This window comes from Alcaligenes pakistanensis (assembly GCF_014652815.1).
GTDB lineage: Bacteria > Pseudomonadota > Gammaproteobacteria > Burkholderiales > Burkholderiaceae_B > Alcaligenes > Alcaligenes pakistanensis.
Window position 1 is genome coordinate 563,831 of record NZ_BMZN01000001.1, and the last position, 25,370, is coordinate 589,200.

Sequence of the window (25,370 nt, forward strand, 5' to 3'; positions counted from 1 at the left end):
GATCACCACGTTGCGTCGGGGTACATACGTGGCAGATGTTGCATTTCCGCCAGCAGAAACCCTAACGCTTCCGTGTGACGACCTTGAGGGCCACCGCGATACGCTTTGTGCTGGGCGTCCTGCTCGGCCGGGCAACGCAAGGTTGCACGCTCAAACACAGACTGCATGTACTCAAAACAAGGCCCCCACAGGCTGGCCATCAAAGGCACGGCCTGACGCTGAGCCAGTTCCTCGGTGACAGCATCATCCAGGAACAATTCGCCGGTGTAGTACCAGGCTTCATCAATGGCTTGCTGCATGCGCTGGTGGCTTTCTGGCGTACCGTCGCCCAGACGCACAATCAAATCTGTCGAGCGGCGCAGGTGATACAGCACTTCTTTATGCGCCTTCTGGGCAATGGCACGGATCTGCTCGTCGCTGGATTCAATCAATTTCTCCAGCAAGAAACAATGCCAGGCATCAAACAGGAACTGACGTGCCAGGGTGTCGCCGTAATGACCGTTCTCGCGCTCCACCAAGAGGTAGTTGGCGTACTCATGAACGTCACGGTGGTAGGCGAGACGATCTTCGTCACGGCCCTGCCCTTCCGTCTCGCCAGCCAAGCTCAGCCACATGCGGGCCTGACCCAACAAGTCCAGTGCAGTATTGGCACAGGCCAGCTCTTCTTCCAGAGCCGGGCCGTGACCAGTCCACTCACCCAGACGCTGAGCCAGCACCAAGGTGGAATCGCCCATGCGCAGGGCGTAGGAAAATAAAGCGTTATCCATACCCATTCCTACATATTGATGCCGTCAGGCATAGGGAAAAAAGTAGGGTGACGGTAGACCTTGGTGTTGGAAGGCTCGAACAGCGGGCCTTTGTCACCTGGGCTAGAGGCCGCGATATCAGCTGCACGGACTACCCAGATGCTCACGCCTTCATTACGACGGGTGTACACATCGCGGGCATTGTTGATGGCCATTTCGGCATCAGGGGCGTGCAAGCTACCTACGTGTTTGTGGGCCAAGCCGTGCTGGCTGCGAATAAACACTTCCCACAGGGGCCAATCGTTCTTGCTCATACTGAAAATTCCTTGCTGTGCAGCGGTGCTCTCAAAGCGCCTGCTGCGAATCGGATCGAATCAGAAACCGGGCAGGTTTCCAAGCCTTATTGATCAAGCCACCCTGCGGACAGCTTCCTGTTTTTGGCCATGTGCCTCCAGGGCATCACGGAACCAGGCGCCGTTTTCATGGGCCTGGACTCGGGCTTGGAGTCGTTCACGATTACAGGGACCATTGCCCTTGATCACCGCCCAGAACTCTTCCCAATCGATCTCGCCAAAGTCGTAATGACCGCGCTCTTCGTTCCAGCGCAGATCAGGATCAGGAATCGTCAGACCCAGGTACTCGGCCTGTGGCACTGTCTGGTCCACCATCTTCTGGCGCAATTCGTCGTTGGAGAACAGCTTGATCTTCCACTGCATGGACTGGGCGCTGTTGGTGGAGTCCGCATCCGAAGGACCGAACATCATCAAAGCTGGCCACCACCAACGGTTGATGGAATCCTGAACCATGGCCTTTTGCTCCGGTGTACCGTTCAGGCACATCTGAAGCAGCAGGTCATAACCCTGGCGCTGGTGAAAGGATTCTTCTTTACACACACGCACCATGGCACGGGCGTAAGGACCGTAGGAGCAACGGCACAAGGGAATCTGGTTGATGATGGCTGAGCCATCGACCAGCCAGCCCACCATGCCGATATCAGCCCAGTTCAGGGTGGGATAATTAAAAATGCTGGAGTACTTGGCTTTGCCCGACAACAGATCGTCGACCAGCTTGTCGCGGCCTACGCCCAGCGTTTCAGCTGCGCTGTACAGGTACAGACCATGACCGGCCTCGTCCTGCACCTTGGCCATCAAAATGGCTTTGCGTTTGAGCGAAGGGGCACGGGTAATCCAGTTACCTTCGGGCAGCATCCCGACAATCTCGGAGTGCGCGTGCTGAGAGATCTGGCGCACTAAAGTTTTGCGATAGGCTTCGGGCATCCAGTCCCTGGCTTCGATGCGAACACCCTCATCGATGCGCTCTTGAAACCGACGTTCTTCGTCGGACATCAGCTCGATATCCTGGACCTGCTTGACGCCTGTCTCTACAAGTTGTGCATACATGACCATCCCCGGTAAGAGTGCTGAAAGCGACTCAACAAAATTTGTTTTGACGCAAACAATATACGCTTCATTATTTAATACGAAAAATGTGATGTCAATCGCAAATCCGTATCATATGGCCCCAGAACAGATGCTTTAAGGGTAAATACTTAGACGTAAAAAAACCGAGGGGCGATAAATCGCTTCCCTCGGTCTTGATCCAGCAACCAGGCCCCGCCTCGAGCAGATCGCCAGGTTAAAAACCTGATTCCGGCCAGCGTTTTGCCAGCCCTGCCCCACCTTCTTTTTACAGGCGGATAAAGTGCTCTCGGTAGTGCTTCAGCTCATCAATGGATTCGTAAATATCAGCCAAAGCCTCGTGGCGGCTTTGCTTGACGAAACTTTTAACCACTTCAGGCTTCCAACGCAAAGCCAGCTCTTTCAAGGTGCTGACATCCAGATTGCGGTAATGGAAGAAGGCCTCCAGACGAGGCATGTAACGGTACATAAAGCGTCGATCCTGGCTGATGGTGTTGCCGCACAAGGGCGACTTTCCAGCAGGCACATGCTCTTTCAGAAATTCCAACAACTGATCCTCGGCCTGCGCTTCGGTCAGGGTAGAAGCTTTGACCTTGTCGATCAGGCCGCTGCGACCATGAGTCCCTTTATTCCAGGCATCCATGCCATCGAGCAATGCATTGCTTTGATGGACCACCAGGACCGGGCCTTCGGCCACCAGGGTCAAGTCTGCTTCCGTTACCACGACCGCAACTTCGATGATGCGCTCTTTGTCCGGGTCCAGTCCTGTCATCTCCATATCGAGCCAGACCAGACGCTGTGTGTGAACCGCCATATAATCATTCCTCAAAACGCCCATTTTACATATAGCCGCCTACATGCTGACCTTGTTGTTCATTATCTTTCTGCTTGCGGATGTTTTGCTGCGCTTTTATTTAGGCCTGCGGCAGATCCGGCACGTGTACCGTCATAAAAACGAAGTGCCTGCCGAGTTTTCCGAACGCATTGGCCTGCATAGCCATCAGCGGGCAGCGCGCTACACCATTGCGCGCACCCGGCTGGGTTTGAGCGAGCGTTTAGTCGAGGCGGTCGTATTGCTGTGCTTTACGCTGCTGGGCGGCCTGGAATGGCTGGATATCACACTAAGCAACTGGATCAGTCATGAATTGCTGCGTCAACTAAGCCTGATTGGTGCTGTGTTGGCGATTATGGGAATCGTTGGCCTGCCCTTTGCCTGGTATCGCAAATTTGTGCTGGAAGCCCGCTTTGGCTTCAATCGCATGAAGCCCGGCCTGTTTTTTGCAGATACTGCCAAAACACTGCTCATCGTGCTGATTCTGGGCACTCCCTTGTGCGCCGCCCTGCTCAGCCTGATGAGCTGGGCCGGCCCTTCCTGGCCTTGGTACGGCTGGGGCTTGTGGCTGGTCTTCAACCTGTTGGTGCTCTGGCTGTACCCGCGCGTAATTGCCCCTATCTTCAATACCTTCAAGCCCTTGGACGATGTCAGCTTGCGTGATCGAATCAACGCTTTGGCCCAACGCTGCGGTTTTCAAACCAACGGCTTGTATGTGATGGACGGCTCGCGCCGCTCCGCGCATGGCAATGCCTACTTCACCGGCATGGGACGCCAAAAGCGCATCGTCTTTTTTGATACTCTGCTAAATAAGCTGCAAGCCGAAGAGGTGGAAGCGGTGCTGGCTCATGAGCTGGGCCACTTTAAACACCGCCACATTCAACGCCGTCTGCTGATCAGCGTCGTAACCTCATTACTGTTTTTCCTGCTGGCAGGCTGGGCCTGGGGCAAGGTGGGCTTTTATACCGGCTTGGGTGTGGTCCCCCAACTGGACCATGCCAACGATGCCCTGGCCCTGATCCTTTTCTTCATGGTGGTGCCTACCTTCACCTTCTGGATGGGCCCCTTGAGTGCCATGCTGTCACGCCGCGATGAGTATCAGGCCGACCGCTTTGCCGCAGAGCACAGCCAAGCCCAGGATTTGATCAGCGCACTGCTTAAACTGTATAACGACAACGCTGCAACCTTGACACCCGACCCTATGCATTCTGCCTTTTACGACAGCCACCCCAACGCGATTGATCGCATTCGACATCTGAAAAGCCTGGCATGACATCCAAATACATTAGCGGTCTTGTGACCGCCGCCCATGGTCGCCACTACTTTGTCGAGCTGCCTGATGGCCAGACCATCAAGTGCTTTCCACGCGGCAAAAAAGCAGGAATAGCCGTTGGCGATCAGGTCGATGTGCTGATGCAGGGTAAAGATGAAGGCTCTATTGAAGGGGTGCAGGAACGGCGCAACCTGCTCTACCGCTCGGACGATTTTCGCACCAAGCAATTTGCTGCCAATATTGATCAGCTCCTGATTGTGGTGGCACCCGAGCCAGCCTACTCCGAAGACCTGCTGGGGCGCGCCCTGGTGGCGGCCTGGAGTGTAGATATTAAACCAGTCATTATCCTGAACAAGGCCGATTTGGGCACCCATCTGGAGCGAGCGCGCAAGAAGCTTGCACCGATCGCCGCCCTAGGGGTACCTATCCTGGAAATGGTGGCGCTGGAGCCTGAGCAGACCCGGCAAACACTGGACCCTTGGCTGGCCAACAAACGCACTTTGCTGCTGGGGCAAAGTGGTATGGGCAAATCCACCTTGCTCAACGCTCTGGTACCCGATGCGGGCGCACTGACTCAGGAATATTCAGTGGCGCTAGGAGCGGGGCGGCACACCACGACCAGCACACGCCTCTATCACCTGCCCAATAGTGGCGATCTGATCGATAGCCCCGGCTTTCAAGCCTTCGGTTTGTCGCATATGACACAGGAAGATATTGCGCACGGTTTCCCGGACTTTCGGGAAGCGGTCGAGTCTTGTCGTTTTTATAATTGCACCCACCGCCACGAACCCGGTTGCGGTGTCTTGGCGGCCATCGAGGCAGGCACTATTCACCCCGAACGCCATGCTCTTTATCAGCGTTTACTGGCTGAGCACGAAAACAAGTCCCGCTATTGAGTCTCTCAAGCAACCAGACGGTGGGGCCTAGGCGCAAAACGTCCAAGACCCTGCCCTCACGCTTGCTTTCAACCCAAGCTCATCAAACCAAATTACAGGTTCTTGGCTTGAGTGTCCCCGCCGGCAGACAATTGCCCCCAGGCAGCAGAGAGATGGTGGTACAGATTCCGAATCAAAACCGCGGTGGCGCCCCAGATAAAGTACGGCCCCCACGGAATAGAGAAGTAATAGCGGCCCGCCCCATCCGGTAAGTCTGCATGGTGCAACTGGTGACGTTGCGGGTCCAGCAAGACGGCCAGTGGCACCTCAAATACTTCAGCCACCTCCGAGCTATCAGGCAAGAGCTGAAACCCCGCCTGCAGCTCGCCAATAATCGGGCGCATGGCAAACTGGGTGCTGGTGACAAAAATAGGGTGCTGGCCCAGATAACGCACAAAACGCGGCTCGATGCCGATTTCTTCCTGCGTTTCACGCAAGGCTGCCTCAACCGGCCCCAAGTCAGAGGCCTCAATACGTCCACCCGGAAAGCTGATCTGCCCTGCGTGATTATGCAGGTGCATGGCCCGGCGCGTAAAAATGACGGTTGGCCCCTCGGGGCGCTGCATCACACCAATACAAACGGCGGAGCGCACATTCATGGAACCAGGCAGAAACTCTGGATAAAAAGAGCTGCGAAACAAAGGCTCGACCTGCCACTGTATGGGCTCGGCAAACGCACTGCGCAAGAAATCAAGCTGTAGCGCCTGAGCAGGCAAGTCAGGCAATGGGTCCAGGGCAACCAAGGGCTGGCTGCGAGGGTCGAATCCAGGAACGATAACGGGCCTGATACGAGGCTTATCCATAAGAACTGGTATGTGATCCCACATAAAAACAAAGGCACCCGCCTGGGTGCCTTTGCATCGCTATTCGCTTGGGATTAGTTACCCGAACGACGAACGAGTTTTTCTTTGATGCGAGCGGCTTTACCCGAGCGTTCGCGCAGATAGTACAGTTTAGCACGACGCACAGCGCCACGACGCTTGACTTCGATGCTGGCAATCTGCGGGGAATACAGCTGGAATGTACGCTCAACCGCTTCGCCAGAAGAAATCTTGCGAACGATGAAAGAAGAGTTCAAACCACGATTGCGACGGCCGATAACCACGCCTTCGTAAGCCTGAACACGCTTACGCGTACCTTCAACCACGTTTACGTTCACAACGACAGTGTCACCAGGACCGAACTCGGGAGGCAGTTTGCCACCGGTCAGGCGCTGGATTTCTTCTTGCTCAAGAATTGCGATCAAATCCACGATTAACTCCAAAATCATCGTATCAGCCACAGCAATTATAAAAATTGCGCTGACAGAGGATGAAAAAAAATGATTAGCCCATGATTCTACCAGCAAAAAGCATGAATTACCAAGCCTTTTGCCCGATCAAGCCCAGTCTCATCAGCGTTTAACTACGCTAAAATACGACACTTTGGGCATTCTGCCCCATATTAAACGCAGCGCCTGCGGCTCTTTACACGCACCGCCGCCCCCTTGAACCGGGGCCGACCTTATCAAGAGGACAAGTCTATGCATGCCGAATACAAAGTTCCTGGGGGCAAGCTGGTCGTGATCGATCTGGATGTCAAAGACAATATGATCGAACAAGCACGATTGAGCGGCGACTTCTTTCTGGAACCCCCCGAAGCACTGGGCCTGATCAATCAGGCTTTACAAGGCCTGTCCGTTAACAGCAGCGCTGAAGAAATTGCCGCCCACGTCAGTCGCGCCCTGCCATCGGATACGGAAATGTTCGGCCTGGACCCACAAGCCATAGGCATCGTGCTGCGGAGGGCACTGGCATGATGAGTTGGAACGAATTGCCCTGGGAACTGATCCATACCGACCCGCAGCCTGCCGCCTTGCATATGGCGCTGGATGAAATTATTACCCAGGAAGTCAGCGACGGCACCCGCGCCCCTACCCTGCGTATCTGGGAGTGGCAAGAAGCCGCTGTCGTGATTGGCCGCTTCCAATCACTGCGCAATGAAATCGAAGCCGATGCCGCGGCCCACCACGGTATCCGCGTGGTACGTCGCATCAGCGGTGGTGGTGCCATGTTTATCGAGCCAGGCAACACGATTACTTACTCGCTAAGCGTACCCAAGCAGTTTGTAGCTGGCATGACCTTTCAGGAGTCCTACGAATTCCTGGATTCCTGGGTCATTGAAGCCCTGCGTGAAATTGGCATTGATGCCTGGTATCAGCCGTTAAACGACATCACCAGTGCCGGTGGCAAAATTGGCGGTGCAGCACAAGCGCGTCGCGGCAATGCGGTGTTGCACCATGTGACCATGGCGTACGACATTGACGCCGACAAGATGTTGGAAGTCCTGCGGATTGGTAAAGAGAAGCTGTCCGACAAAGGCACAACCAGCGCCAAGAAACGCGTTGACCCGATCCGCAGTCAAACGGGCATGAGTCGTGAAGCGGTCATCGAAGCCATGCTGGATGTGTTCCGTAAAAAAACGGCTCTTAAACCCAGCACGCTGGATGCATCAACACTGGAACAAGCCGAGAAACTGGCGCGGGACCGCTTCCTGTCGAACGAATGGACACAGCTAGTGCCCTGATCTTTACTGGAAAGGGCAGTGTCGTGGTGCAGGCTTAAAACCCACCCATGCTGCCCAGCCACAGCAAGCCAGGAATACTGGCACCCCACACAGCAACCAAACATACATCCATGACCTTGGCCTTGAAGGACAAAGGCTTGGAGAATGGGCTGGACGATGCAGCTGAACGCACAGGACCACGGAAACGTGGAGTGGCTTGAGGACGGTAATGACGGCTTGGACTGGACATGACTAACTCCGTTTACTGTTTTCTTATACAGTACTGTACTTAAAACCAGCATCTAGTGCAATTGCTGATACAAGTCTTGTTGCGCCCAACCCACGGGACGCTTGAAACCCAGACAACAAGCCATTTCCAAGAACTATGCAAGATCCATCCCTACTGCTTGCACTACGAAACCACAGTGTTATCTCTCCTCAAAACGCTGTATAAACCACTGTATAAAACACGGTGGAGACAGAGCTTTTTCCAAATCCAGCGCCCATAGAAAAGCCCTCTTGCCATGACAGCAAGAGGGCTTTTTGTCTGAACCTAAAGGCCCAAGTAGCGATTACTTGTTAGGTTGAGGCGTCACACGCAAGTAGGGACGGATCTCGGTGAAGCCTTTGGGGAATTTCTGCTTCAGAACTTCAGGGTCTTTCAGGCTAGGGACGATGATCACGTCGTCGCCATCTTCCCAGTTCACAGGCGTTGCCACGCTGTGGCTGTCGGTCAATTGCAGCGAGTCGACCACACGCAGGATTTCGTTGAAGTTACGGCCCGTGCTGGCAGGGTAAGTAATGATCAGACGCACTTTCTTGGCAGGATCGATGATGAACACCGAACGCACCGTCACGGTGGTGCTGGCATTGGGGTGGATCATATCGTACAGATCCGACACCTTGCGATCAGCATCAGCCAAGATCGGGAAATTAACCGTGGTTTTTTGAGTTTCGTTGATGTCATCAATCCACTTACCGTGGGAATCGACATCGTCAACCGAAACAGCAATGACTTTTACATCGCGCTTGGCAAACTCATCCGCCAATTTGGCGGTGTAGCCCAGCTCGGTAGTGCACACAGGCGTGAAGTCGGCTGGATGGGAGAACAAGATACCCCAGCTATTGCCCAAGAACTCGTGAAACTTGATGGTGCCAGCGGAGGATTTTTGTTCAAAATCAGGGGCCAGGTCACCCAGACGAAGTGTAGCCATTACGTTCCTCTTTCTAAATACAGCAGCGATTAGGACATCACTGACTTAAATAATCAGGACTAGTCAGACGATTTTGTCAGTATAAAGACGACGTTTCAAATAATTAAAAGCTATATAGATATATTCAAAAAAGGCCCGGCAGCCAGAAACGCTGCACGGGCCTTTACGCCTTAGCCTTGCAAACTTACAGTAGCTCAGCCGACAGGTACGGAGTCAACTCCACACCGTCCGCCACAGACTGCGCCAAGGCACCAGCACGCGGCAACAAGTGGCTGGCGAAGAACACGCTAGTCGAGAGCTTGCGGCGCAGGAAGGGATCCTGATTGCCTTCACTCAATGCCTTCTCGGCCGCCAAGGCAGCACGAGCCATCTGCCAACCGGTCAGAACGTAACCAGACAGCATCAGGAACGGCACACTACCCAGGAACACGGCGGACAGGTCTTTCTGCGCGTTCATCAAGGTGAACATGGCCGCACGTTCCACACTTTTCACGCCCGCTTCCAGACGATCAGCAATCAAACCCAAGGCTGCTTGATGCTCGCCGCCTTGAGCCGCGCGCTCGCGCAGCTTGGCAACAGTCGCAACCAACTCAGGGGCCAGACCTTGAATCACGGCACCGGCATCACGCAACACTTTGCGACCGATAAAGTCATTGGCCTGAATGGCTGTTGTGCCTTCGTAGATAGGCAAAATGCGCGAATCACGGTAGTGCTGAGCCGCACCAGTTTCTTCGATGAAGCCCATACCGCCGTGAACTTGCACACCCAAAGAAGTCACTTCCAAGGACATTTCCGTGCTGAAGCCCTTGACCACAGGCACCAGGAACTCGTAGAGCGCCTGATAGCGTTTGCGGGCATTTTCGTCTGCACTGTGACGAGCCTTGTCGTTCACACCAGCTGCAAAATACGCCAGCGCACGAGATCCTTCTGTCAGAGCACGCATTTGGACCACCATGCGCTGCACGTCAGGGTGGTGAGCAATAGACACCGCCTTACCCCCTGTCAGAGGAGCACCCTGCACACGGTCATTAGCGTATTCAATAGCCTGCTGCAAAGCACGCTCGGCCACCGCAATACCCTGCACACCCACGGCGTAACGGGCGGCGTTCATCATGATGAACATGTACTTCAGGCCTTCGTTTTCCTGGCCGACCAAGTAGCCGATGGCACCCTCGCCCACGTCACCCTTGCCCGAGCCGTACAGCAGCACCGCCGTTGGGCTGCCATGAATGCCTAGCTTATGCTCCAGCGAAGCACACCAGACGTCGTTACGAGCCCCCAGGGAGCCATCTTCGCCCACCATGAACTTGGGCACGATGAACAGGGAAATGCCCTTCACACCGGCTGGTGCATCAGGGGTACGGGCCAGCACCAGATGGACGATATTCTCGGCCATATCGTGCTCACCATAAGTGATGAAAATCTTTTGACCGCTGATGCGGTAGCTACCATCGTCTTGAGGCACCGCACGGCTGGCGACCTGGGCCAGATCCGAACCCGCCTGAGGCTCAGTCAGGTTCATGGTGCCTGTCCAGCGGCCTTCCATCAAAGGAGGCAGAAAGCGTGCTTTCTGTTCGTCCGAGCCCACCATAGAGACGGCTTCGATCACGCCGTCCGTCAACAATGGACACAGGGAAAAAGCCAGGTTGGCGGCATTGATGTTTTCACATGCCACGGCACCGATCAACTTGGGTAGGCCCTGGCCACCCAGTTCAGCTTCGTGCTGCAAGCCCTGCCAACCCGCTTTTGCAAATTCTTCAAAGGCTTTTTTAAAGCCGGGCGTGGTGGTGACCACACCATCATTCCATTTGGCGCCGTTCTGATCCCCGGCACGGTTCAAAGGTGCTACTTCCTGCTCAACGAAGCGGGCGTTCTCATCAATAATGGCATCGATCAACTCGGCCGAGAAATCCTCAAAGCCAGGCAATTCCAGCACACCAGGTAGATCAGCCAGCTCTTGCAAGGCAAAGCGGATGTCTTGGGTGGGTACACGATACGTCATGAACACTCCTACACAGAAACAAAAAGGACCGAAGCCACAATCAGGCCCCTAGGATATATGCATTAAAAAAAAGCCTGCTGGAGAACTAACCAGCAGGCCGATTAACGCTTAAAGCGCTTTTTCTAAGGCAGGCACAGCTTCAAACAGATCCGCCACCAAACCGTAGTCGGCAACGCCAAAGATAGGCGCTTCAGGATCTTTATTGATCGCCACAATGACCTTGGAGTCTTTCATGCCGGCCAAATGCTGAATGGCACCAGAAATACCCACCGCCACGTACAGCTGAGGAGCCACGATTTTGCCTGTCTGACCCACCTGCCAGTCGTTCGGTGCATAGCCGGCGTCCACCGCTGCGCGCGATGCGCCCAGTGCAGCACCCAGCTTGTCAGCCAGACCGTCCAGCAACTTGAAGTTTTCAGCGCTACCCATGCCACGACCACCAGACACCACGACACCGGCACCAGCCAGTTCAGGGCGGTCGCTCTTGGCCACTTCACGGCTGACAAACGACGAACGGCCCGAGTCAGCCACAGCGCTCAATTCTTCAACGGCGGCACTACCACCTTCTGCGGCCACGGCGTCAAACGCCGTGGTACGCACGGTGATTACTTTGACGGCATCGCTGGACTGCACCGTTGCCACCGCGTTACCGGCATAGATAGGACGAGTAAAGGTGTCAGCTGATTCCACGGACAAGATGTCCGACAGTTGAGCAACATCCAGCTTGGCGGCAACACGAGGAGCAATATTCTTGCCCGAAGCGGTGGCCGGGAACAGGATGTGGCTGTAGCTGGAAGCAATAGCCAGCACTTGGGCAGCCACGTTTTCAGCCAAACCGTCAGCCAATGCAGGGCCATCGGCCAACAGCACTTTATTGACGCCCTGAGCTTTAGCAGCCGCTTGAGCGACGCCGGCAGCCTGGTTGCCAGCGACCAGAACATGCACATCACCACCGATCTTCTGAGCGGCAGCCAGGGCATTGAGAGTCGCAGCCTTGAGCTGCTGATTGTCGTGCTCGGCAATAACAAGGATAGCCATTTAAATCACCTTCGCTTCGTTCTTCAGTTTCTCGACCAGTGTGGCAACATCAGGCACCATGATGCCGGCAGCACGAGCTGGTGGCTCAGTCACTTTCAGCGTTTTGATACGAGGAGCCACATCAATGCCCAGCTCTTCTGGAGTCAGGGTTTCCAAGGGCTTTTTCTTGGCCTTCATGATGTTGGGCAGTGTCACGTAACGAGGCTCGTTCAAGCGCAGGTCGGTGGTGATCACGGCAGGCAGGCTCAGTTTCAGCGTTTCCAGGCCGCCGTCCACTTCACGGGTAACCGACACGCTGTCGCCTGACACTTCAATCTTGCTGGCAAAGGTGGCTTGTGGCCAGTCCAGCAAGGCAGCCAGCATCTGGCCTGTCTGGTTGGCATCGTCGTCAATAGCCTGTTTGCCCAGGATCACGAGCTGAGGCTGTTCTTTGTCAACCACGGCCTTGATCAGCTTGGCCACGGCCAGGGGCTGCAATTCGACGTCGGTTTGCACCAGAGTGGCCCGATCAGCACCAATGGCCAGCGCAGTGCGCAAGGTTTCCTGGCTTTGCGCAACACCGCAAGAAATAGCGATCACTTCGGTAGCTGCACCGCTTTCTTTGAGGCGAGTGGCCTCTTCGACAGCGATTTCGTCAAAGGGGTTCATGGACATTTTCACATTGGCAATGTCCACCCCGGTTTGGTCGGATTTCACACGCACCTTGACGTTATAGTCAACTACGCGTTTCACGGGTACTAACACCTTCATGTAATGTTCTCCAGTGCAGTCTTAAATAAAAATTGTTCTGTTGAAATAAGGCTTTAGAAGAATTCCAAAACCCGAAGCCACTTGCCTAAAGCCCGGCAAGGGCTTTGATGTGGGCCACTACGCTGCGTCCCAAGGAGGAGGGATCGTAACCCCCTTCCAGCATACTGACCAGACGTTGTCCGGCAGTAGGCGCACAGGCTTGGACCACCATCGCTGTCAATTCTGCATAATCGGCTTCAACCAGGCTTAACTGCCCCATCTCATCTTCACGGTGAGCATCAAAGCCTGCCGAGAAAAAGACCATTTCAGGCGCGAAGGCCTCGATGCGGGGTAAGCAAACCTGTCTGAACAGATCGATAATCTGAGCCGATTTGGTGTAGGCCTCAACCGGTATATTTACCATGTTTTGCGCCGCCGGGTCCTGAAAGGAATCAGGAAAAAACGGGGACTGGAAAAAACTGCACATCAGAACCCGCTCATCACCAGCAAAAATCTGCTCGGTTCCATTGCCGTGATGCACGTCAAAATCAACGATCAGCACGCGCTTGAGATCATAGCGTTCCATCGCGTAGGCTACGGCCACAGCGATATTGTTGAAAAAGCAGAACCCCATCGCCCTAGCCCGCTCAGCATGGTGTCCAGGAGGTCGTACAGCACAAAATGCGCCGGTAGCCCCTTCGTTCATGACGCCATCAACCGCATCCAGCCCGGCTCCGGCAGCCGCATAGGCCGCCTCCAGGGTATGCGGATTCATCAGCGTGTCAGGATCGATATTGAAATATCCCTGACCTGGCAGTTGATCTTTGAGCTGCTGCACGTATGCTGCATCGTGTACCCGCAAGATATCCGCATCCGTAGCCAGCCGAGCTTGCCGCTGGGCCAGATAGGATGCCAGACCGCTGGATAGCAGTTGATCGTTTATGGCATCGAGCCGCTGCGGACTTTCCGGATGCCATCGACCCATCTCATGCAAATGGCACGATGGATGGATAAAATATAGTGTCTCCATGAGGATGGATTATGTTCAGACCCACTCGAATTTTGCAAGCAGTACTGATCGCGCTGAGCACGGCCGGCTGCGCGACCACCACGCCCCAAGCACCAGCTACAGGCCCCAAACCCAGTAACGACGCGGCTTTACAAGCCTCTTCAAAAAAAACCACTTTGGTCCAAATCAAATCCCTGGAGGCGCCTGCGTCCATTCAGGCAGGCGAATCCCGTTCCGGGCGGACACAATTCTTTAAATTAAACGGCGAATTAAACGACGACCTTGCCGCCTATTCCCGGGAAGTTGCTAGCGCGCGCCAAATTCCAATAGATGTTGTCACCGAAATTTTGCAGCAAGCTCAATATAACGAGACGGCCGCCAAACTAATGCGTCCCACCAAAGGGCGTATCAAGCGTAGTTGGGTCACGTATAGACAGCGCAATGTTGACCCTGCCCGTATCCAGGGTGGCGTCCAGTTCTGGCAAAAACACCGTCTTGCCCTGGACCAGATCTCCCAAACCTACGGTGTACCCCCTTCTATTATTGTGTCGATTCTGGGGGTGGAAACTGTCTACGGCAAAATCATGGGCGACTTCAAGGTACTGGATGCCCTGTTCACCCTGGGCTTCGCCTATCCGGATGACAGCCGTCCCGAGCGCGGTCAGTTGTTCCGCGATCAACTGGCAGACCTGATCGAACTGCATTACCAAGGAGAACTAGACGCACGTATTGTTCAGGGCTCGTTTGCAGGCGCAATGGGTATGTCCCAATTCATGCCGGGTAGCCTGATGCGCTATGCCGTGGATGGTGATGGTGATGGGCGTATTGACCTGCGCAACAACCCCACGGATGCCATGGCCTCGATTGCTAACTTCCTGCGTGCGCATGGCTGGGAACCAGGCCTGCCTGTTTTTGCCCCTGCTCAGCTAAGCAGCGCCAATAAAGGCATGGTGGATGGTGGCATCTTTCCCAAACTGAACTGGACACAATTGCAAGAAGCCGGTGCCAGTGTAAAAGGCCAGAGCCAGAATACCGGCCCTTGGCAGCAGGCTAAGTTAGGGGTGGTAAACCTGGTGGACGAACCCCGCAACACGACAGAGTATCGTCTGGGCACACCCAACTTCTTTGCCATTACCCATTACAACCGCAGTTATTTTTACGCCAGCTCGGTTGCCGATCTGGCTTCCGAACTGGCGGCACAAATGGGCTACGGCAACCCTAATTAATTAAAGATGCCGGTAGACAGGTAACGATCGCCACGGTCGCACACAATAAAAACGATCGTGGCGTTCTCTACCCGTTGTGCCACGCGCATAGCCGCTACCAATGCACCACCGGAAGAAATACCGGCACAGATACCTTCTTCGGCTGCCATACGGCGCGTCATGATCTCGGCCTCTTGTTGGCCAATCTCTTCAAACATATCCACTTTGGATGGATCGTAGATCTTGGGCAGATAGGCTTCGGGCCATTTACGGATGCCCGCAATCTGCGCGCCCGGTGCTGGCTGGGCACCCACCACTACAATGCCACTGCTCTGGCTACGCAGGTAATTCCCCACCCCCATGATGGTGCCAGTCGTACCCATGGCACTGACAAAGTGAGTGATCTGCCCGTCGGTCTGCTGCCAAATTTCAGGGCCTGTGCTATGTACGTGTGCAGCCGGGTTATCCATATTGGCAAATTGGTCCAGCACCTTGCCCTGCCCTTCGGCCTGCATCTTCATCGCCAGATCACGGGCATACTCCATACCACCTTGATCGGCTGGGGTCAGAATCAGCTTCGCACCATAAGCCGTCATGGAGGCGCGACGCTCCAGCGACAAATTGTCGGGCATGATTAAAATCATTTTATAGCCACGCACGGCCGCAATCATGGCCAGGGCAATACCCGTATTGCCACTGGTGGCTTCGATCAAGGTATCCCCCGGCTTGATATCACCGCGGCGCTCGGCTTCCTGAATCATGGAACTGGCGGCACGGTCCTTGACCGAGCCGGCAGGATTATTGCCTTCCAGCTTGGCCAGCAAGACATTCCCGCGTGTCTGTCCAAACTCGCCAGGAATACGCTGCAAGCGCACCAGCGGGGTTTGACCAACCGTATCTTCAATTGTGGGATAGTTTTTCATCGATAAATATCTCTTACCTTGTGCAATGCGGCAGCCAGCACGAACTGACTGCCCCTGCTGACCAAACAAACTACTAGCTTAAAGCGAGTCTACGCTCAGAGCTATGGCTTTCTTCTTATATCCGCATCAGCCGTACTGGAAGCGGCCTTGGCCTGGGCTTTGGCCGGCTCCACTTTCAAGCCCGACTGCTCCATCGTAATAATCTTTTTAGCCCCTATGCCTTTGACCCGATCCGCCAGATCCTGCAGCGAATCAAAAGGCCCGCCGCGCTGTCGCTCCTCCAGAATCAACTCGGCGGTGCGGGGACCAATACCCTTGATTTGCTGTAACTGCTGGACATCCGCAGTATTCAGATCAACTGCTCCCGCCAAACCCAACGGTCCCCACAAACATACGGCAAGCAAAGCCCGCAGGGCCAACTCCCGCCAGCGTCTCATAAAGTGCAAACGATCTGGGGCTATGGGCAGAAACTTCAGGGAAGTAGACATGATAAAGGCTCCTTGGAAAGAAGCCTTTATGGTGCCGCCTGCGGGATTGAAACGGCTGCCCCTGGACAGCGTTTAGCCATGCGTAACAGCCCGCATGGACTTTATAACCATGGCAATTAGCGCAACGCACCTGCCTGCAGCAAACGCCGTACGTACTCGCCCACACCAGTCTGCACATCATTGAAGGGCTTGTCGTAACCCGCAGCACGCAACTGCGTCAAATCCGCTTGGGTATGACTTTGATAGCGGCCTTTCAAGTCGTCAGGAAAGGGAATGTATTGCAGAAATTGCTGGGTAACCAGATCATCCAATTCCAGTGCAGGCAAGCCATCGTGCTCTCGCAAGGTATTGACGACAGTCTGAGCCACATCATTGAACGGTTGAGCACGACCCGAACCGCAATTAAATACGCCGGACTGTTTGTCCTGACCCAGGAAATGGAGATTTACCGAAACAACGTCATCAATAAAAACAAAGTCGCGTTGCTGACCACCATCCACGTAGCCATCCCAAGCACCAAACAGCAACACATGGCCGTCGCGACGGTATTGCAGCATATTGTGATAAGCCACCGAGGCCATACGGCCTTTGTGCTGCTCTTGCGGACCATAGACGTTGAAGTAACGCAGACCGACTACAGGTGCGCGCAGACTGCCCAGATGGCGGCGCAAGACCTGATCAAACAAAAACTTGGAGTAGCCATAGACGTTCAAGGGCGCTTCGTTGCTCAGGTCCTCAGCATACAAGGGGCCAGCACCGTAAACCGCAGCAGACGAGGCGTACAACAAGGGGATACGCTTGGCCTGGCAGTACTCAAAGATTTCCAGGGTGACGCGGTAGTTGTTGTCCATCATGAACTGGCCGTTACGCTCGGTGGTGTCCGAACATGCGCCCTGATGTAAAACAGCTTCAATATTAGAGAACTCGTCCCGAGCCAGACGGGCACGGAAATCGTCCTTATCCATATAGTCTGCAATTTGGCCATGCGCCAGATTGACGAACTTGTCGCCATCACTCAGGTCATCCACCACCAGAATGTCAGTCACACCCTGCTGGTTCAGACCTTTCACCAAATTGCTGCCAATAAAGCCAGCACCACCGGTCACTACAATCATGCCAATTCCTTTGCCGTCACAATAGACGTACCCAATTTTCCGACTACGATACCGCCCGCACGATTCGCCCAGCGCATGGCCTGCAGCCAATCCAGACCCGCCGCTCGCATGACCGCCAGCGTTGCCAATACCGTGTCCCCAGCGCCGGAGACGTCAAACACTTCTTGTGCCTGAGCATCCACATGCTCACGCCCCTGTTCAGTGAACAAGGTCATGCCTTGCTCGGAACGGGTAATCAGCAAACATTCCAGATCCAACTTACGACGCAAGTTCTGGGCGCGTTGCATTAAATCATCCTCATCTTTCCAGGCGCCTACTGCTTCCTGCATTTCCAGACGATTGGGCGTCAGGATAGTGGCACCTTGGTAGCGCTCGTAGGTTTTCCCTTTGGGATCGACCAAAATAGGGATATTTTTGGCCCGCGCCAAAGCGATCAAACTTTCCACCTGCCCCAAGGCACCCTTGGCATAGTCCGACAGCACCAGTACCTGATGCTGATCGAGCAGATCGCTCATGCTTTGATGCAGCTGATCCAAGGCACTGCTGGCTGGGCTTTCTTCAAAATCTACACGCAGCAATTGCTGCTGACGGCCCAATACACGCAGCTTGAGCGACGTGGGCATCAGAGGATCCTGCACCCAATGCGCTTGAACATGATCTTCTTTAGCCAGTTCGCGCACGGTCTTGCCGGCCTCGTCCTGCCCGATCACGCCCAGGAGACTAGCCTGCGCACCCAAGGCTGCAATATTGCGCGCCACGTTAGCGGCACCACCTAACCGGTCTTCCACTCGGCCCATTTTGACCACAGGCACCGGAGCTTCAGGGGAAATGCGCTCTACATCGCCGAACCAATAGCGGTCCAGCATCACATCCCCAACCACCAGCACACGGCTAGCGGCAACGGCTTGACTGGGGAACTCCATCATTTCAACTCCTCAAGACGTCGAGGGGCATAGGTTTCCCAGGAATTACACCCAGGACATTGCCAGTAAAAATGGCGGGCTTCAAAACCGCAGGAGCTGCAAGAGTAACGATCCAGACGCTGGGTGTGTCTATGGATCAAGGAACGCAACAAACTTAAATCGGCGCCCGCGATAACCTGGTCCACCCCAACCGTATCGGCACCCTCTTTGTTCTGTCCTTGATCCTGAAGTTCTACTTCCAGCATCTTGTCCAAGCCCAATAAAGAAGGATGGGCACGTAAAGCGTCACGCGCAAAAGCCCAGGCCTGCAAATGGCCTTCCTGCTCTCGCAGAACGCGGAACAGTACATTAAAAATATCCAGGCTGGGATGTTGCTGGTAATGGCTGCGCAGCATGGCAACGCCCTCCGCATCCCGACCCAACTTGCGATAACTATCCAGCAACTCGGTGGCGTACAGGCCCACATAGTCTGGCGCGCTATTCAGGATAGACACCAGATACGCACGTTCCTGCTCGCTTTGGCCTTGCATGCGCGCTACACGTGCACGCAGGCTGGCAACTCGGGCTTGCGAGGCGTACATGCCTTGCTGACCGCTACCCAGTTTACGAATGGCATTATCGGCCTCGTCCAGCGCTTTGCCTGCCCGATCAAAATCGGGTTGCTTACCCTGCAAAGCACCTTCGGCTTGCTCACACTGGTAGTGCACTAGCTGGGGCACCGGTTCGTCGACCAAAGCACGCAAGCGACGCACCGCTTCAATAGCACGCGGCCAATCATGCTCGGACTCATAAATACGGATCAAGGCACGCATGGCCGGGATTGCAAAGCGCGTTTCTCGCACCGCCTCGAAGGCAGCTTCCGCCCTATCCAGCATGCCGGCTTTCAAAAAGTCTTGTGCAATCTGAAATTGAGCATTTTCACGATCTGCTACAGGCAGATCGGCACGCGATAAAAGGCTTTGATGCACACGAATAGCACGTTCCATTTCACCACGGCGGCGGAACAGGCTACCCAGCGCAAAGTGCAGCTCGGTGGTTTCTGGGTCCAGCTTGGCGACTTCAACAAACGCGTCAATGGCACGATCCGGCTCTTCATTGAGCAGAAAATTCAAACCCTTGAAGTACGAGTCCGGCAAAGTACGAGTTTCGGACATCATCTGCCGAAAATCCACCCGCGCCGCCACCCAGCCCAAGCCAAATAAAATAGGTACAAAAACCAACCACCAGGTTTCAAAATCCACTGTTTACTCCAACGGCTTACAAAGGCGCCAAGGGGGCGACGATCTCGGGCGCGACGGCAGCCGTGTTAACGGGTGACTGTTGTGCTTGTTCCAGCCTGTCTTGCAGACGGTCCATTTCACGGCGCAAACGATTGACCTCGCGACGGCGACGCATAACAGCGCCCACCATCAAAAGCAGTCCCAACACCAAGCCTAAAATAAAAGCCGCTAGCATCACGACGATCAGTGGAACGTCTTGAATAATATGCTCGGCGAAAAAGCTGACCTGTACCGGTTCCGTGTTTTTGAGTGCGAACAACAGCACAATCACAAAAACCAGCAGACGCAATACCCAGACTAAGTAGCGCATTATTAGGGCTCCAACAGTGTTTTTATAATGTCTGATTGTACGTGCAAGCGGAATTTAGCGCACACGCAAAACAGGCCCTAAAAAGGGCCTGCTAAATCAGTGTGCAAGTAGGTCTTAACCGTGACGGACTCTCGCATTAAGCTGCTCGAAGGCAGACGACTGGTCGTCCGCTTCGATTTGCTCTTGCTCAAGAAAGACAGAATCGACTCGCTCACGCAATTCTTTACCGGCTTTAAAGTGCGGCACCTGTTTACCAGGCACCATCACTTTTTCACCCGATTTGGGATTGCGCCCTACCCGCGGCGAGCGGGTAGAGAGCGAAAAACTGCCAAACCCTCGGATTTCGATCCGTTGACCACTGGCCAAAGCCTGGGTCATTGAATCCAAAACCGTTTTCACGGCGAAATCCATATCGCGCAGAGCCAGCTGCGGATAGCGACTGGCCAACAACGCGATCAGCTCAGACTTTGTCACGCTGATTAACCGTCGTCGCGTTGCTGCTGATCCAGCTTGGCACGCAGCAGAGCACCCAGGTTGGTCGTACCGGACGAAGCGCTAGCTTCGGTCAGACGGGCCATGGATTGAGCGGTTTCGGCAGTATCACGTGCCTTGATGGACAGTTGAATCGAACGGGTCTTGCGATCCACGCTCAAGATCATGGTGTCGATTTCCTGACCTTCTTTCAGCGCAGTCGTTGCGTCTTCCACACGGCCCGAGGAGATCTCGGAGGCGCGCAGGTAACCTTCAACGTCCAGCGACAGCGTTACAACAGCACCCTTAGGCTCAACCGACTTCACGACGCCGTTTACCACAGCACCCTTGTCGTAGGTGGCTACGAAGTTGTTGAACGGATCGCCTTCCAGCTGTTTGATACCCAGGGAAATGCGCTCTTTGTCGGTGTCGATACCCAGAACCACGGCGTCAACTTCGTCGCCCTTCTTGAAGTTGCGAACGGCTTCTTCGCCAGTCTCGGACCAGGACAGGTCGGACAGGTGAACCAGGCCGTCGATACCGCCAGGCAGACCAACGAACACGCCAAAGTCGGTGATGGACTTGATGCCACCGCGAACTTTGTCGCCGCGTTTGAAGTTGATGGCGAAATCTTCCCATGGGTTGGCACGGCACTGCTTCATGCCCAAGGAGATACGACGACGATCTTCGTCGATTTCCAGAACCATGACTTCGACTTCTTCACCCAAGGTCACGACCTTGCGTGGGTCAACGTTCTTGTTGGTCCAATCCATTTCGGATACGTGCACCAGGCCTTCGATACCGTCTTCCACTTCAACGAATGCACCGTAATCGGTCAGGTTGGTAACCTTGCCGAACAAACGGGTGTGTTGTGGGTAGCGACGTGCCAGACCGATCCAAGGATCTTCGCCCAGCTGTTTGACGCCCAGGGAGACACGGCTCTTTTCTTGATCGAACTTGAGAACCTTGGCTTCGATTTCCTGACCCACCTGCAGAACTTCGGATGGGTGACGAACACGGCGCCAGGCCATGTCGGTGATGTGCAACAGACCGTCGATGCCGCCCAGATCCACGAACGCACCGTAGTCGGTGATGTTCTTGACGATACCTTTGACGATAGCGCCTTCGGACAGGGTTTCCAGCAGTTTCTGACGCTCTTCGCCCATGGAGGCTTCCAGCACAGCGCGACGCGACAACACAACGTTGTTACGCTTGCGATCGAGCTTGATAACCTTGAATTCCAGGGTCTTGCCTTCGTATGGCGTGGTGTCTTTGACAGGACGCAGATCAACCAGCGAACCAGGCAAGAAGGCACGGATGCCGTTGGTCATGACAGTCAAACCGCCCTTGACCTTACCGGTGATGGTACCGTTGACCAGCTCGCCGGACTCCAGCGCTTGCTCGAGCGACAACCAGGCCGACAGACGCTTGGCGCGGTCGCGGGACAGGATGGTGTCGCCGTAGCCGTTTTCAAAGGCATCGATTGCCACGGAGACGAAGTCACCCGCTTGAACTTCGAGTTCGCCCTGATCGTTCAGGAACTCTTCCAGGGGGATCAGTGCCTCGGACTTCAGGCCAGCATTGACCAACACGTAGTTGTGGTCAATACGCAGAACCTCGGCGGAGATAACTTCGCCGCTTTTCAGGTCTTGGTTTTTAATGCTTTCTGCAAACAAATCGGCAAAACTTTCGCCGCCCGTTGCGTCTGTGTGAAGGTTAGTGGACATTAAATCAATCCGTCAGCCAAAATGGCCGTAAAAAACACACCAGGTGAAACCCGGTGGAGTGAACAAAGCCCGACCAGCACGGGATTAGGCTGTCGGGACCGCAATGCCCGACCAAAGGTCGAGCACCTTATTTACAACTTCTTGGATGCTGAGCTGGGAAGAATCCACAATGTGGGCACCCAGCGCAGGCACAAGCGGAGCATGGGTTCGAGAACGATCACGTTCATCGCGCGCACGCAAGTCCGCCAAAAGACTCGTAAGATTAGCAGAAATACCCTTTTCGCTCAACTGTTTACAGCGTCTTTGGGCGCGGACTTCAGCATCTGCCAGCAAAAATATCTTTAAAGGCGCGTCCGGGAACACAACTGTGCCCATATCGCGTCCATCCCCCACTAAACCGGGCGCTACGCGAAAATCCCGCTGCCGTTGCAAAAGTGCCTCACGCACCAAGGGCAAAGCGGCAACCTGCGAGGCCAGATTACCCACTTCTTCCTGGCGAATAGCATCACTGACATCTTCGCCATCCATGTAGATGTGGGGGTAATCAAACCGTACATTCAGATTTTGGGCCGCATCCTGGACCTGGGCCTCGTTTTGCACATCCACACCACGGCGCAGGCAGGACAGTGCCGTCAGGCGGTACAAGGCCCCGCTATCAAGCGTATGCCAGCCCAAGCGCTGCGCAACCAGGGACGCAATCGTCCCCTTGCCGGATGCGGTGGGGCCATCAATGGTAATGACGGGAATGGCGGTCTGCTCTGTCATGCCTGCACCAATTGTTCAAAAACGGAAAAATAGTCGGGGAACGTCTTGCTGACGCAGGCCGGGTCCAGAATCGTGACCGGAACCGGTCCGAAGCTGGCTAAGGAAAAGCACATGGCAATGCGGTGATCATCATAAGTTTCAATGCTGGCCGAACGCCATTGATCGGCGGCAATAGGATGTACCGTCAAGCAGTCCGGACCCGACTCCACCGTCGCACCCAGCTTGCGCAATTCAGCTTGCATAGCGTCGATACGGTCGGTTTCTTTGACACGCCAGCTGGCAATATTTCGCAGGGTGCAGGGACCGTCGGCAAACATGGCCATGGCAGCGGCTGTCATGGCAGCATCTGGAATGTGGTTGAAGTCCAGATCAAAGGCTTTTAACTTCTCGCCCTGAGCCACACACAGACCAGAAACGATTAACTCATTGGCATGACGTTCAATACGTGCGCCCATGGCTTCGGCCACATCAGCAAACTGAATATCGCCTTGCAGGCTTTCTGTACCCACACCTTGAATGCGTAGCGGTCCGCCGCCCAATGCACCCAGTGCAATAAAGTAGGAAGCTGAAGAGGCATCACCTTCGACCACATACGTGCCTGGGCTGACATAAGCCGCATCAGCGGGCACAGTAAAACTGCTCCAGCCATCGCGCGCTACCTGCACACCAAAACGCGCCATCATGGCCAGGGTGATTTCGATGTAAGGCTGGGAGATCAGCTCCCCTTCCACTTCGATACGCAAAGGCTGAGCGGTACGGGCCGTCAACAAAGGGGCTGCCATCAGCAAGGCCGTCAGGAACTGGCTGGAGACAGTGCCTTTTACCGAAACGCGACGCTGATCCGCCTGAGCCAACTCTCCAATCGCCAGGGGCGGATAGCCTTCGGTACCCAGATACTGAACATCTGCCCCAAGACTGCGCAAGGCATCGACCAGATCACCGATAGGACGCTCGTGCATACGGGCAATGCCACTTAGATTAAAGCGGCCACCCATCAGGCCCAATGCCGCCGTCAATGAGCGGAACGCCGTGCCCGCATTCCCCAAGAACAAATCAGCATCACGGTGCGCGAAAGGGGCGCCACCGTCGATCACGACCGTACCCTGCCCTAGATCCTGCACCGCCACACCCATTTGCTGCAAGGCCGCCATCATGACGCGGGTGTCATCCGAATGCAGCAGGCCTTCCAGGCGCGTTTGCCCCTGAGCCAAGGCAGCCAACAAAAGAGCCCGATTGGAAATGCTTTTGGAGCCGGGCAATTGCAGCTGTCCACTGGCACGTTTAATGGGGTTCAAAACAAGACTGTCGCTTTGGCTCATTGCAAACCACTCCTACTCGCCCAAAAACGGCGCGCCAAGGCAGCGCGCTCTAAAAATTCGTACAAAGCCTGGCCGTCCTGATCCTGCAAGGCTTGCTCAGCCTGATCCAGGGCAAGGCGTACTTCGTGAAGTTGGCTGAGCACCGCCTCGCGATTACTCAGAAAAATATCGCGCCACACCTCCGCGGAACCAGCGGCAATACGGGTGAAGTCCCTAAAGCCAGTCCCCGCCAAGGCGAAGCGTTGGTCCGAATTGCTGCTGGAGGCCACCTGCCACATAAAGACTGAAGACAGGAAGTGCGGCACATGGCTGACCGAGGCCAAAACCTCGTCATGTGTCGCCGGGTCCATCAACATGACCCGCGCCCCGCAGCACTCCCACACAGCGATCAAACGTTCGCGTGCGTTGGCACTGTTTTCTTCCAGGGGGGTCAAAATGACGTTGCGGCCCTCATACAAATCCGCACGGGCCGCTTCCGGGCCTACCGTCTCCGCACCCGCAATGGGGTGACCAGGGACAAATTGGCTGATGCGTTCACCCAAGGCCTCGCGCGCGACGCCGACCACATCCACTTTGGTGCTACCCGCATCGCTGATCAAGGTGTCTTCACGCAAATGGGGACGCAATGCCTTCAGTACCGAAGCCATCGCTCCGATGGGAGTGGCCAGCACAATCAGATCAGCCTGCTGCGCCGCTTGCTCCAGCGTGGCGATTTCATCGATCAGCCCCAACTCCTGAGCGCGCCGCAGACTTTTCAGCTGCCGGCCTACGCCCAATACTTTACCCACGGCTCCCGAGCGCTTGAGCGCCAGAGCCAAGGAGCCGCCAATCAAACCGACCCCGACGACCGCCAGCACCGGAACCAAGGGCGGCGGCGCCATAGTTTCTGATGACGCTATCATGATTAATTCCGTTCCCTTTCAGGCCGTCTAAGCACAGCGCATTGCTTGAAAACGCACTGGCAAAACCGGGATATTGATGCAGACTTTGCCAGGCCAAACACCACGGCAAGCAGCAAAGCCTCAGTCCTGCACAAGCCTCTGCTTAAACAACACAGCCTATGCAAGCATGCCTTGAACAAACAGGTCCTAAACAGGCAATAAG

General features: G+C 55.0%; 28 protein-coding genes. 5 read left to right on the forward strand and 23 right to left on the reverse strand.

Going from position 1 to position 25,370, the window contains the following annotated elements; genetic code table 11:
• Positions 1-2 precede the first annotated feature (2 nt).
• The 4 genes from paaC to orn form a co-directional block, all read right to left on the reverse strand.
• Positions 3-767 carry a 1,2-phenylacetyl-CoA epoxidase subunit PaaC gene (paaC, locus tag IE156_RS02575; RefSeq protein WP_189390912.1) on the reverse strand — a complete coding sequence of 255 codons (765 nt, stop codon included), beginning with the start codon at positions 765-767 and terminating at the stop codon, positions 3-5.
• 8 nt (positions 768-775) lie between these two features.
• Positions 776-1,060 (reverse strand): 1,2-phenylacetyl-CoA epoxidase subunit PaaB, encoded by a 285-nt coding sequence (gene paaB / locus IE156_RS02580; RefSeq protein ID WP_003799192.1) that lies wholly within the window; start codon positions 1,058-1,060, stop codon positions 776-778.
• Between the two features lie 93 nt (positions 1,061-1,153).
• The gene (gene paaA, locus IE156_RS02585) at positions 1,154-2,146 is read right to left on the reverse strand and encodes a 1,2-phenylacetyl-CoA epoxidase subunit PaaA (RefSeq protein WP_189390913.1); all 993 of its coding nucleotides are present in this window, start codon (positions 2,144-2,146) and stop codon (positions 1,154-1,156) included.
• A gap of 286 nt (positions 2,147-2,432) precedes the next feature.
• Entirely contained in the window at positions 2,433-2,978 is a 546-nt protein-coding gene (orn, locus tag IE156_RS02590) for an oligoribonuclease (protein WP_009455985.1), read from the reverse strand.
• A gap of 43 nt (positions 2,979-3,021) precedes the next feature.
• Between orn and IE156_RS02595 the strand changes: the two genes are divergently transcribed.
• Both IE156_RS02595 and rsgA read left to right on the forward strand, forming a co-directional pair.
• Positions 3,022-4,269: a M48 family metallopeptidase gene (locus IE156_RS02595; RefSeq protein ID WP_189390914.1), complete on the forward strand. Its 1,248-nt coding sequence runs from the start codon at positions 3,022-3,024 to the stop codon at positions 4,267-4,269.
• Entirely contained in the window at positions 4,266-5,165 is a 900-nt protein-coding gene (rsgA, locus tag IE156_RS02600; protein WP_189390915.1) for a ribosome small subunit-dependent GTPase A, read from the forward strand. Before IE156_RS02595 ends, rsgA begins: the two co-directional genes overlap by 4 nt.
• 92 nt (positions 5,166-5,257) lie before the next feature.
• Here the strand turns inward: rsgA and IE156_RS02605 are convergent, their stop codons facing one another.
• Complete coding sequence (locus tag IE156_RS02605) at positions 5,258-5,929, reverse strand: NUDIX hydrolase (protein WP_189391392.1); 672 nt, start codon at positions 5,927-5,929, stop codon at positions 5,258-5,260.
• 152 nt (positions 5,930-6,081) lie between these two features.
• Complete coding sequence (rplS, locus tag IE156_RS02610) at positions 6,082-6,456, reverse strand: 50S ribosomal protein L19 (RefSeq protein WP_189390916.1); 375 nt, start codon at positions 6,454-6,456, stop codon at positions 6,082-6,084.
• 270 nt (positions 6,457-6,726) lie between these two features.
• Here rplS and lplB point away from each other — a divergent pair, with 270 nt between their 5' ends.
• Both lplB and IE156_RS02620 read left to right on the forward strand, forming a co-directional pair.
• Complete coding sequence (gene lplB, locus IE156_RS02615; protein ID WP_189390917.1) at positions 6,727-7,002, forward strand: lipoate-protein ligase small subunit; 276 nt, start codon at positions 6,727-6,729, stop codon at positions 7,000-7,002.
• The gene (locus IE156_RS02620) at positions 6,999-7,769 is read left to right on the forward strand and encodes a lipoate--protein ligase family protein (RefSeq protein ID WP_229840914.1); all 771 of its coding nucleotides are present in this window, start codon (positions 6,999-7,001) and stop codon (positions 7,767-7,769) included. Before lplB ends, IE156_RS02620 begins: the two co-directional genes overlap by 4 nt.
• A 34-nt stretch (positions 7,770-7,803) precedes the next feature.
• On the opposite strand, the gene IE156_RS02625 is transcribed toward IE156_RS02620, so the two are convergent.
• The 6 genes from IE156_RS02625 to IE156_RS02650 all read right to left on the reverse strand — a co-directional run bounded on the left by IE156_RS02625 (position 7,804) and on the right by IE156_RS02650 (position 13,761).
• Entirely contained in the window at positions 7,804-7,998 is a 195-nt protein-coding gene (locus IE156_RS02625; protein WP_042481688.1) for a hypothetical protein, read from the reverse strand.
• Between the two features lie 322 nt (positions 7,999-8,320).
• Positions 8,321-8,962, reverse strand: coding sequence for a peroxiredoxin (locus IE156_RS02630; RefSeq protein ID WP_189390918.1), 642 nt, complete (start codon positions 8,960-8,962; stop codon positions 8,321-8,323).
• Positions 8,963-9,146: 184 nt separating this feature from the next.
• Positions 9,147-10,964, reverse strand: a complete 1,818-nt coding sequence (locus IE156_RS02635) for an acyl-CoA dehydrogenase (protein WP_189390919.1) — start codon at positions 10,962-10,964, stop codon at positions 9,147-9,149.
• Between the two features lie 108 nt (positions 10,965-11,072).
• Positions 11,073-12,002, reverse strand: coding sequence for an electron transfer flavoprotein subunit alpha/FixB family protein (locus IE156_RS02640; protein WP_189390920.1), 930 nt, complete (start codon positions 12,000-12,002; stop codon positions 11,073-11,075).
• On the reverse strand, positions 12,003-12,752 hold the full coding sequence (locus tag IE156_RS02645) for an electron transfer flavoprotein subunit beta/FixA family protein (RefSeq protein ID WP_189390921.1): 750 nt from the start codon (positions 12,750-12,752) through the stop codon (positions 12,003-12,005). It abuts the gene before it with no gap.
• 85 nt (positions 12,753-12,837) lie between these two features.
• On the reverse strand, positions 12,838-13,761 hold the full coding sequence (locus IE156_RS02650; RefSeq protein ID WP_189390922.1) for a histone deacetylase family protein: 924 nt from the start codon (positions 13,759-13,761) through the stop codon (positions 12,838-12,840).
• An 11-nt stretch (positions 13,762-13,772) separates the two neighbouring features.
• On the opposite strand from IE156_RS02650, the gene mltB reads away from it, so the two are divergent.
• Positions 13,773-14,966 carry a lytic murein transglycosylase B gene (mltB, locus tag IE156_RS02655; protein WP_189390923.1) on the forward strand — a complete coding sequence of 398 codons (1,194 nt, stop codon included), beginning with the start codon at positions 13,773-13,775 and terminating at the stop codon, positions 14,964-14,966.
• Here the strand turns inward: mltB and cysM are convergent.
• The 11 genes from cysM to IE156_RS02710 all read right to left on the reverse strand — a co-directional run bounded on the left by cysM (position 14,963) and on the right by IE156_RS02710 (position 25,147).
• Positions 14,963-15,868 carry a cysteine synthase CysM gene (gene cysM, locus IE156_RS02660; protein ID WP_189390924.1) on the reverse strand — a complete coding sequence of 302 codons (906 nt, stop codon included), beginning with the start codon at positions 15,866-15,868 and terminating at the stop codon, positions 14,963-14,965. The two genes, mltB and cysM, sit on opposite strands and share 4 nt — an antisense overlap.
• A gap of 101 nt (positions 15,869-15,969) precedes the next feature.
• Positions 15,970-16,356, reverse strand: coding sequence for a ComEA family DNA-binding protein (locus IE156_RS02665; protein ID WP_189390925.1), 387 nt, complete (start codon positions 16,354-16,356; stop codon positions 15,970-15,972).
• 116 nt (positions 16,357-16,472) lie between these two features.
• Entirely contained in the window at positions 16,473-17,471 is a 999-nt protein-coding gene (gene rfaD, locus IE156_RS02670) for an ADP-glyceromanno-heptose 6-epimerase (protein WP_189390926.1), read from the reverse strand.
• On the reverse strand, positions 17,468-18,397 hold the full coding sequence (rfaE1, locus tag IE156_RS02675; protein ID WP_189390927.1) for a D-glycero-beta-D-manno-heptose-7-phosphate kinase: 930 nt from the start codon (positions 18,395-18,397) through the stop codon (positions 17,468-17,470). Before rfaE1 ends, rfaD begins: the two co-directional genes overlap by 4 nt.
• On the reverse strand, positions 18,394-19,635 hold the full coding sequence (gene lapB, locus IE156_RS02680) for a lipopolysaccharide assembly protein LapB (RefSeq protein WP_189390928.1): 1,242 nt from the start codon (positions 19,633-19,635) through the stop codon (positions 18,394-18,396). Before lapB ends, rfaE1 begins: the two co-directional genes overlap by 4 nt.
• Before the next feature lie 16 nt (positions 19,636-19,651).
• Positions 19,652-19,984, reverse strand: coding sequence for a lipopolysaccharide assembly protein LapA domain-containing protein (locus tag IE156_RS02685; RefSeq protein ID WP_189390929.1), 333 nt, complete (start codon positions 19,982-19,984; stop codon positions 19,652-19,654).
• Between the two features lie 114 nt (positions 19,985-20,098).
• On the reverse strand, positions 20,099-20,458 hold the full coding sequence (locus IE156_RS02690; RefSeq protein WP_026482971.1) for an integration host factor subunit beta: 360 nt from the start codon (positions 20,456-20,458) through the stop codon (positions 20,099-20,101).
• 5 nt (positions 20,459-20,463) lie between these two features.
• Positions 20,464-22,182: a 30S ribosomal protein S1 gene (rpsA, locus tag IE156_RS02695; protein ID WP_189390930.1), complete on the reverse strand. Its 1,719-nt coding sequence runs from the start codon at positions 22,180-22,182 to the stop codon at positions 20,464-20,466.
• A gap of 84 nt (positions 22,183-22,266) precedes the next feature.
• The gene (cmk, locus tag IE156_RS02700) at positions 22,267-22,947 is read right to left on the reverse strand and encodes a (d)CMP kinase (protein WP_189390931.1); all 681 of its coding nucleotides are present in this window, start codon (positions 22,945-22,947) and stop codon (positions 22,267-22,269) included.
• On the reverse strand, positions 22,944-24,266 hold the full coding sequence (gene aroA, locus IE156_RS02705) for a 3-phosphoshikimate 1-carboxyvinyltransferase (RefSeq protein ID WP_189390932.1): 1,323 nt from the start codon (positions 24,264-24,266) through the stop codon (positions 22,944-22,946). The genes cmk and aroA overlap by 4 nt, the downstream gene beginning before the upstream one ends.
• Entirely contained in the window at positions 24,263-25,147 is an 885-nt protein-coding gene (locus IE156_RS02710; protein WP_189391396.1) for a prephenate dehydrogenase, read from the reverse strand. Before IE156_RS02710 ends, aroA begins: the two co-directional genes overlap by 4 nt.
• Positions 25,148-25,370 lie beyond the last annotated feature (223 nt).

Coding starts and splice junctions, on each gene's coding strand:
- paaC (WP_189390912.1), bottom strand. CDS start 767: ATGGATAACGCTTTATTTTCCTACGCCCTGCGCATGGGCGATTCCACC.
- paaB (WP_003799192.1), bottom strand. CDS start 1,060: ATGAGCAAGAACGATTGGCCCCTGTGGGAAGTGTTTATTCGCAGCCAG.
- paaA (WP_189390913.1), bottom strand. CDS start 2,146: ATGTATGCACAACTTGTAGAGACAGGCGTCAAGCAGGTCCAGGATATC.
- orn (WP_009455985.1), bottom strand. CDS start 2,978: ATGGCGGTTCACACACAGCGTCTGGTCTGGCTCGATATGGAGATGACA.
- IE156_RS02595 (WP_189390914.1), top strand. CDS start 3,022: ATGCTGACCTTGTTGTTCATTATCTTTCTGCTTGCGGATGTTTTGCTG.
- rsgA (WP_189390915.1), top strand. CDS start 4,266: ATGACATCCAAATACATTAGCGGTCTTGTGACCGCCGCCCATGGTCGC.
- lplB (WP_189390917.1), top strand. CDS start 6,727: ATGCATGCCGAATACAAAGTTCCTGGGGGCAAGCTGGTCGTGATCGAT.
- IE156_RS02620 (WP_229840914.1), top strand. CDS start 6,999: ATGATGAGTTGGAACGAATTGCCCTGGGAACTGATCCATACCGACCCG.
- IE156_RS02625 (WP_042481688.1), bottom strand. CDS start 7,998: ATGTCCAGTCCAAGCCGTCATTACCGTCCTCAAGCCACTCCACGTTTC.
- IE156_RS02630 (WP_189390918.1), bottom strand. CDS start 8,962: ATGGCTACACTTCGTCTGGGTGACCTGGCCCCTGATTTTGAACAAAAA.
- IE156_RS02635 (WP_189390919.1), bottom strand. CDS start 10,964: ATGACGTATCGTGTACCCACCCAAGACATCCGCTTTGCCTTGCAAGAG.
- IE156_RS02640 (WP_189390920.1), bottom strand. CDS start 12,002: ATGGCTATCCTTGTTATTGCCGAGCACGACAATCAGCAGCTCAAGGCT.
- IE156_RS02645 (WP_189390921.1), bottom strand. CDS start 12,752: ATGAAGGTGTTAGTACCCGTGAAACGCGTAGTTGACTATAACGTCAAG.
- IE156_RS02650 (WP_189390922.1), bottom strand. CDS start 13,761: ATGGAGACACTATATTTTATCCATCCATCGTGCCATTTGCATGAGATG.
- mltB (WP_189390923.1), top strand. CDS start 13,773: ATGTTCAGACCCACTCGAATTTTGCAAGCAGTACTGATCGCGCTGAGC.
- cysM (WP_189390924.1), bottom strand. CDS start 15,868: ATGAAAAACTATCCCACAATTGAAGATACGGTTGGTCAAACCCCGCTG.
- IE156_RS02665 (WP_189390925.1), bottom strand. CDS start 16,356: ATGTCTACTTCCCTGAAGTTTCTGCCCATAGCCCCAGATCGTTTGCAC.
- rfaD (WP_189390926.1), bottom strand. CDS start 17,471: ATGATTGTAGTGACCGGTGGTGCTGGCTTTATTGGCAGCAATTTGGTG.
- rfaE1 (WP_189390927.1), bottom strand. CDS start 18,397: ATGATGGAGTTCCCCAGTCAAGCCGTTGCCGCTAGCCGTGTGCTGGTG.
- IE156_RS02685 (WP_189390929.1), bottom strand. CDS start 19,984: ATGCGCTACTTAGTCTGGGTATTGCGTCTGCTGGTTTTTGTGATTGTG.
- rpsA (WP_189390930.1), bottom strand. CDS start 22,182: ATGTCCACTAACCTTCACACAGACGCAACGGGCGGCGAAAGTTTTGCC.
- cmk (WP_189390931.1), bottom strand. CDS start 22,947: ATGACAGAGCAGACCGCCATTCCCGTCATTACCATTGATGGCCCCACC.
- aroA (WP_189390932.1), bottom strand. CDS start 24,266: ATGAGCCAAAGCGACAGTCTTGTTTTGAACCCCATTAAACGTGCCAGT.
- IE156_RS02710 (WP_189391396.1), bottom strand. CDS start 25,147: ATGGCGCCGCCGCCCTTGGTTCCGGTGCTGGCGGTCGTCGGGGTCGGT.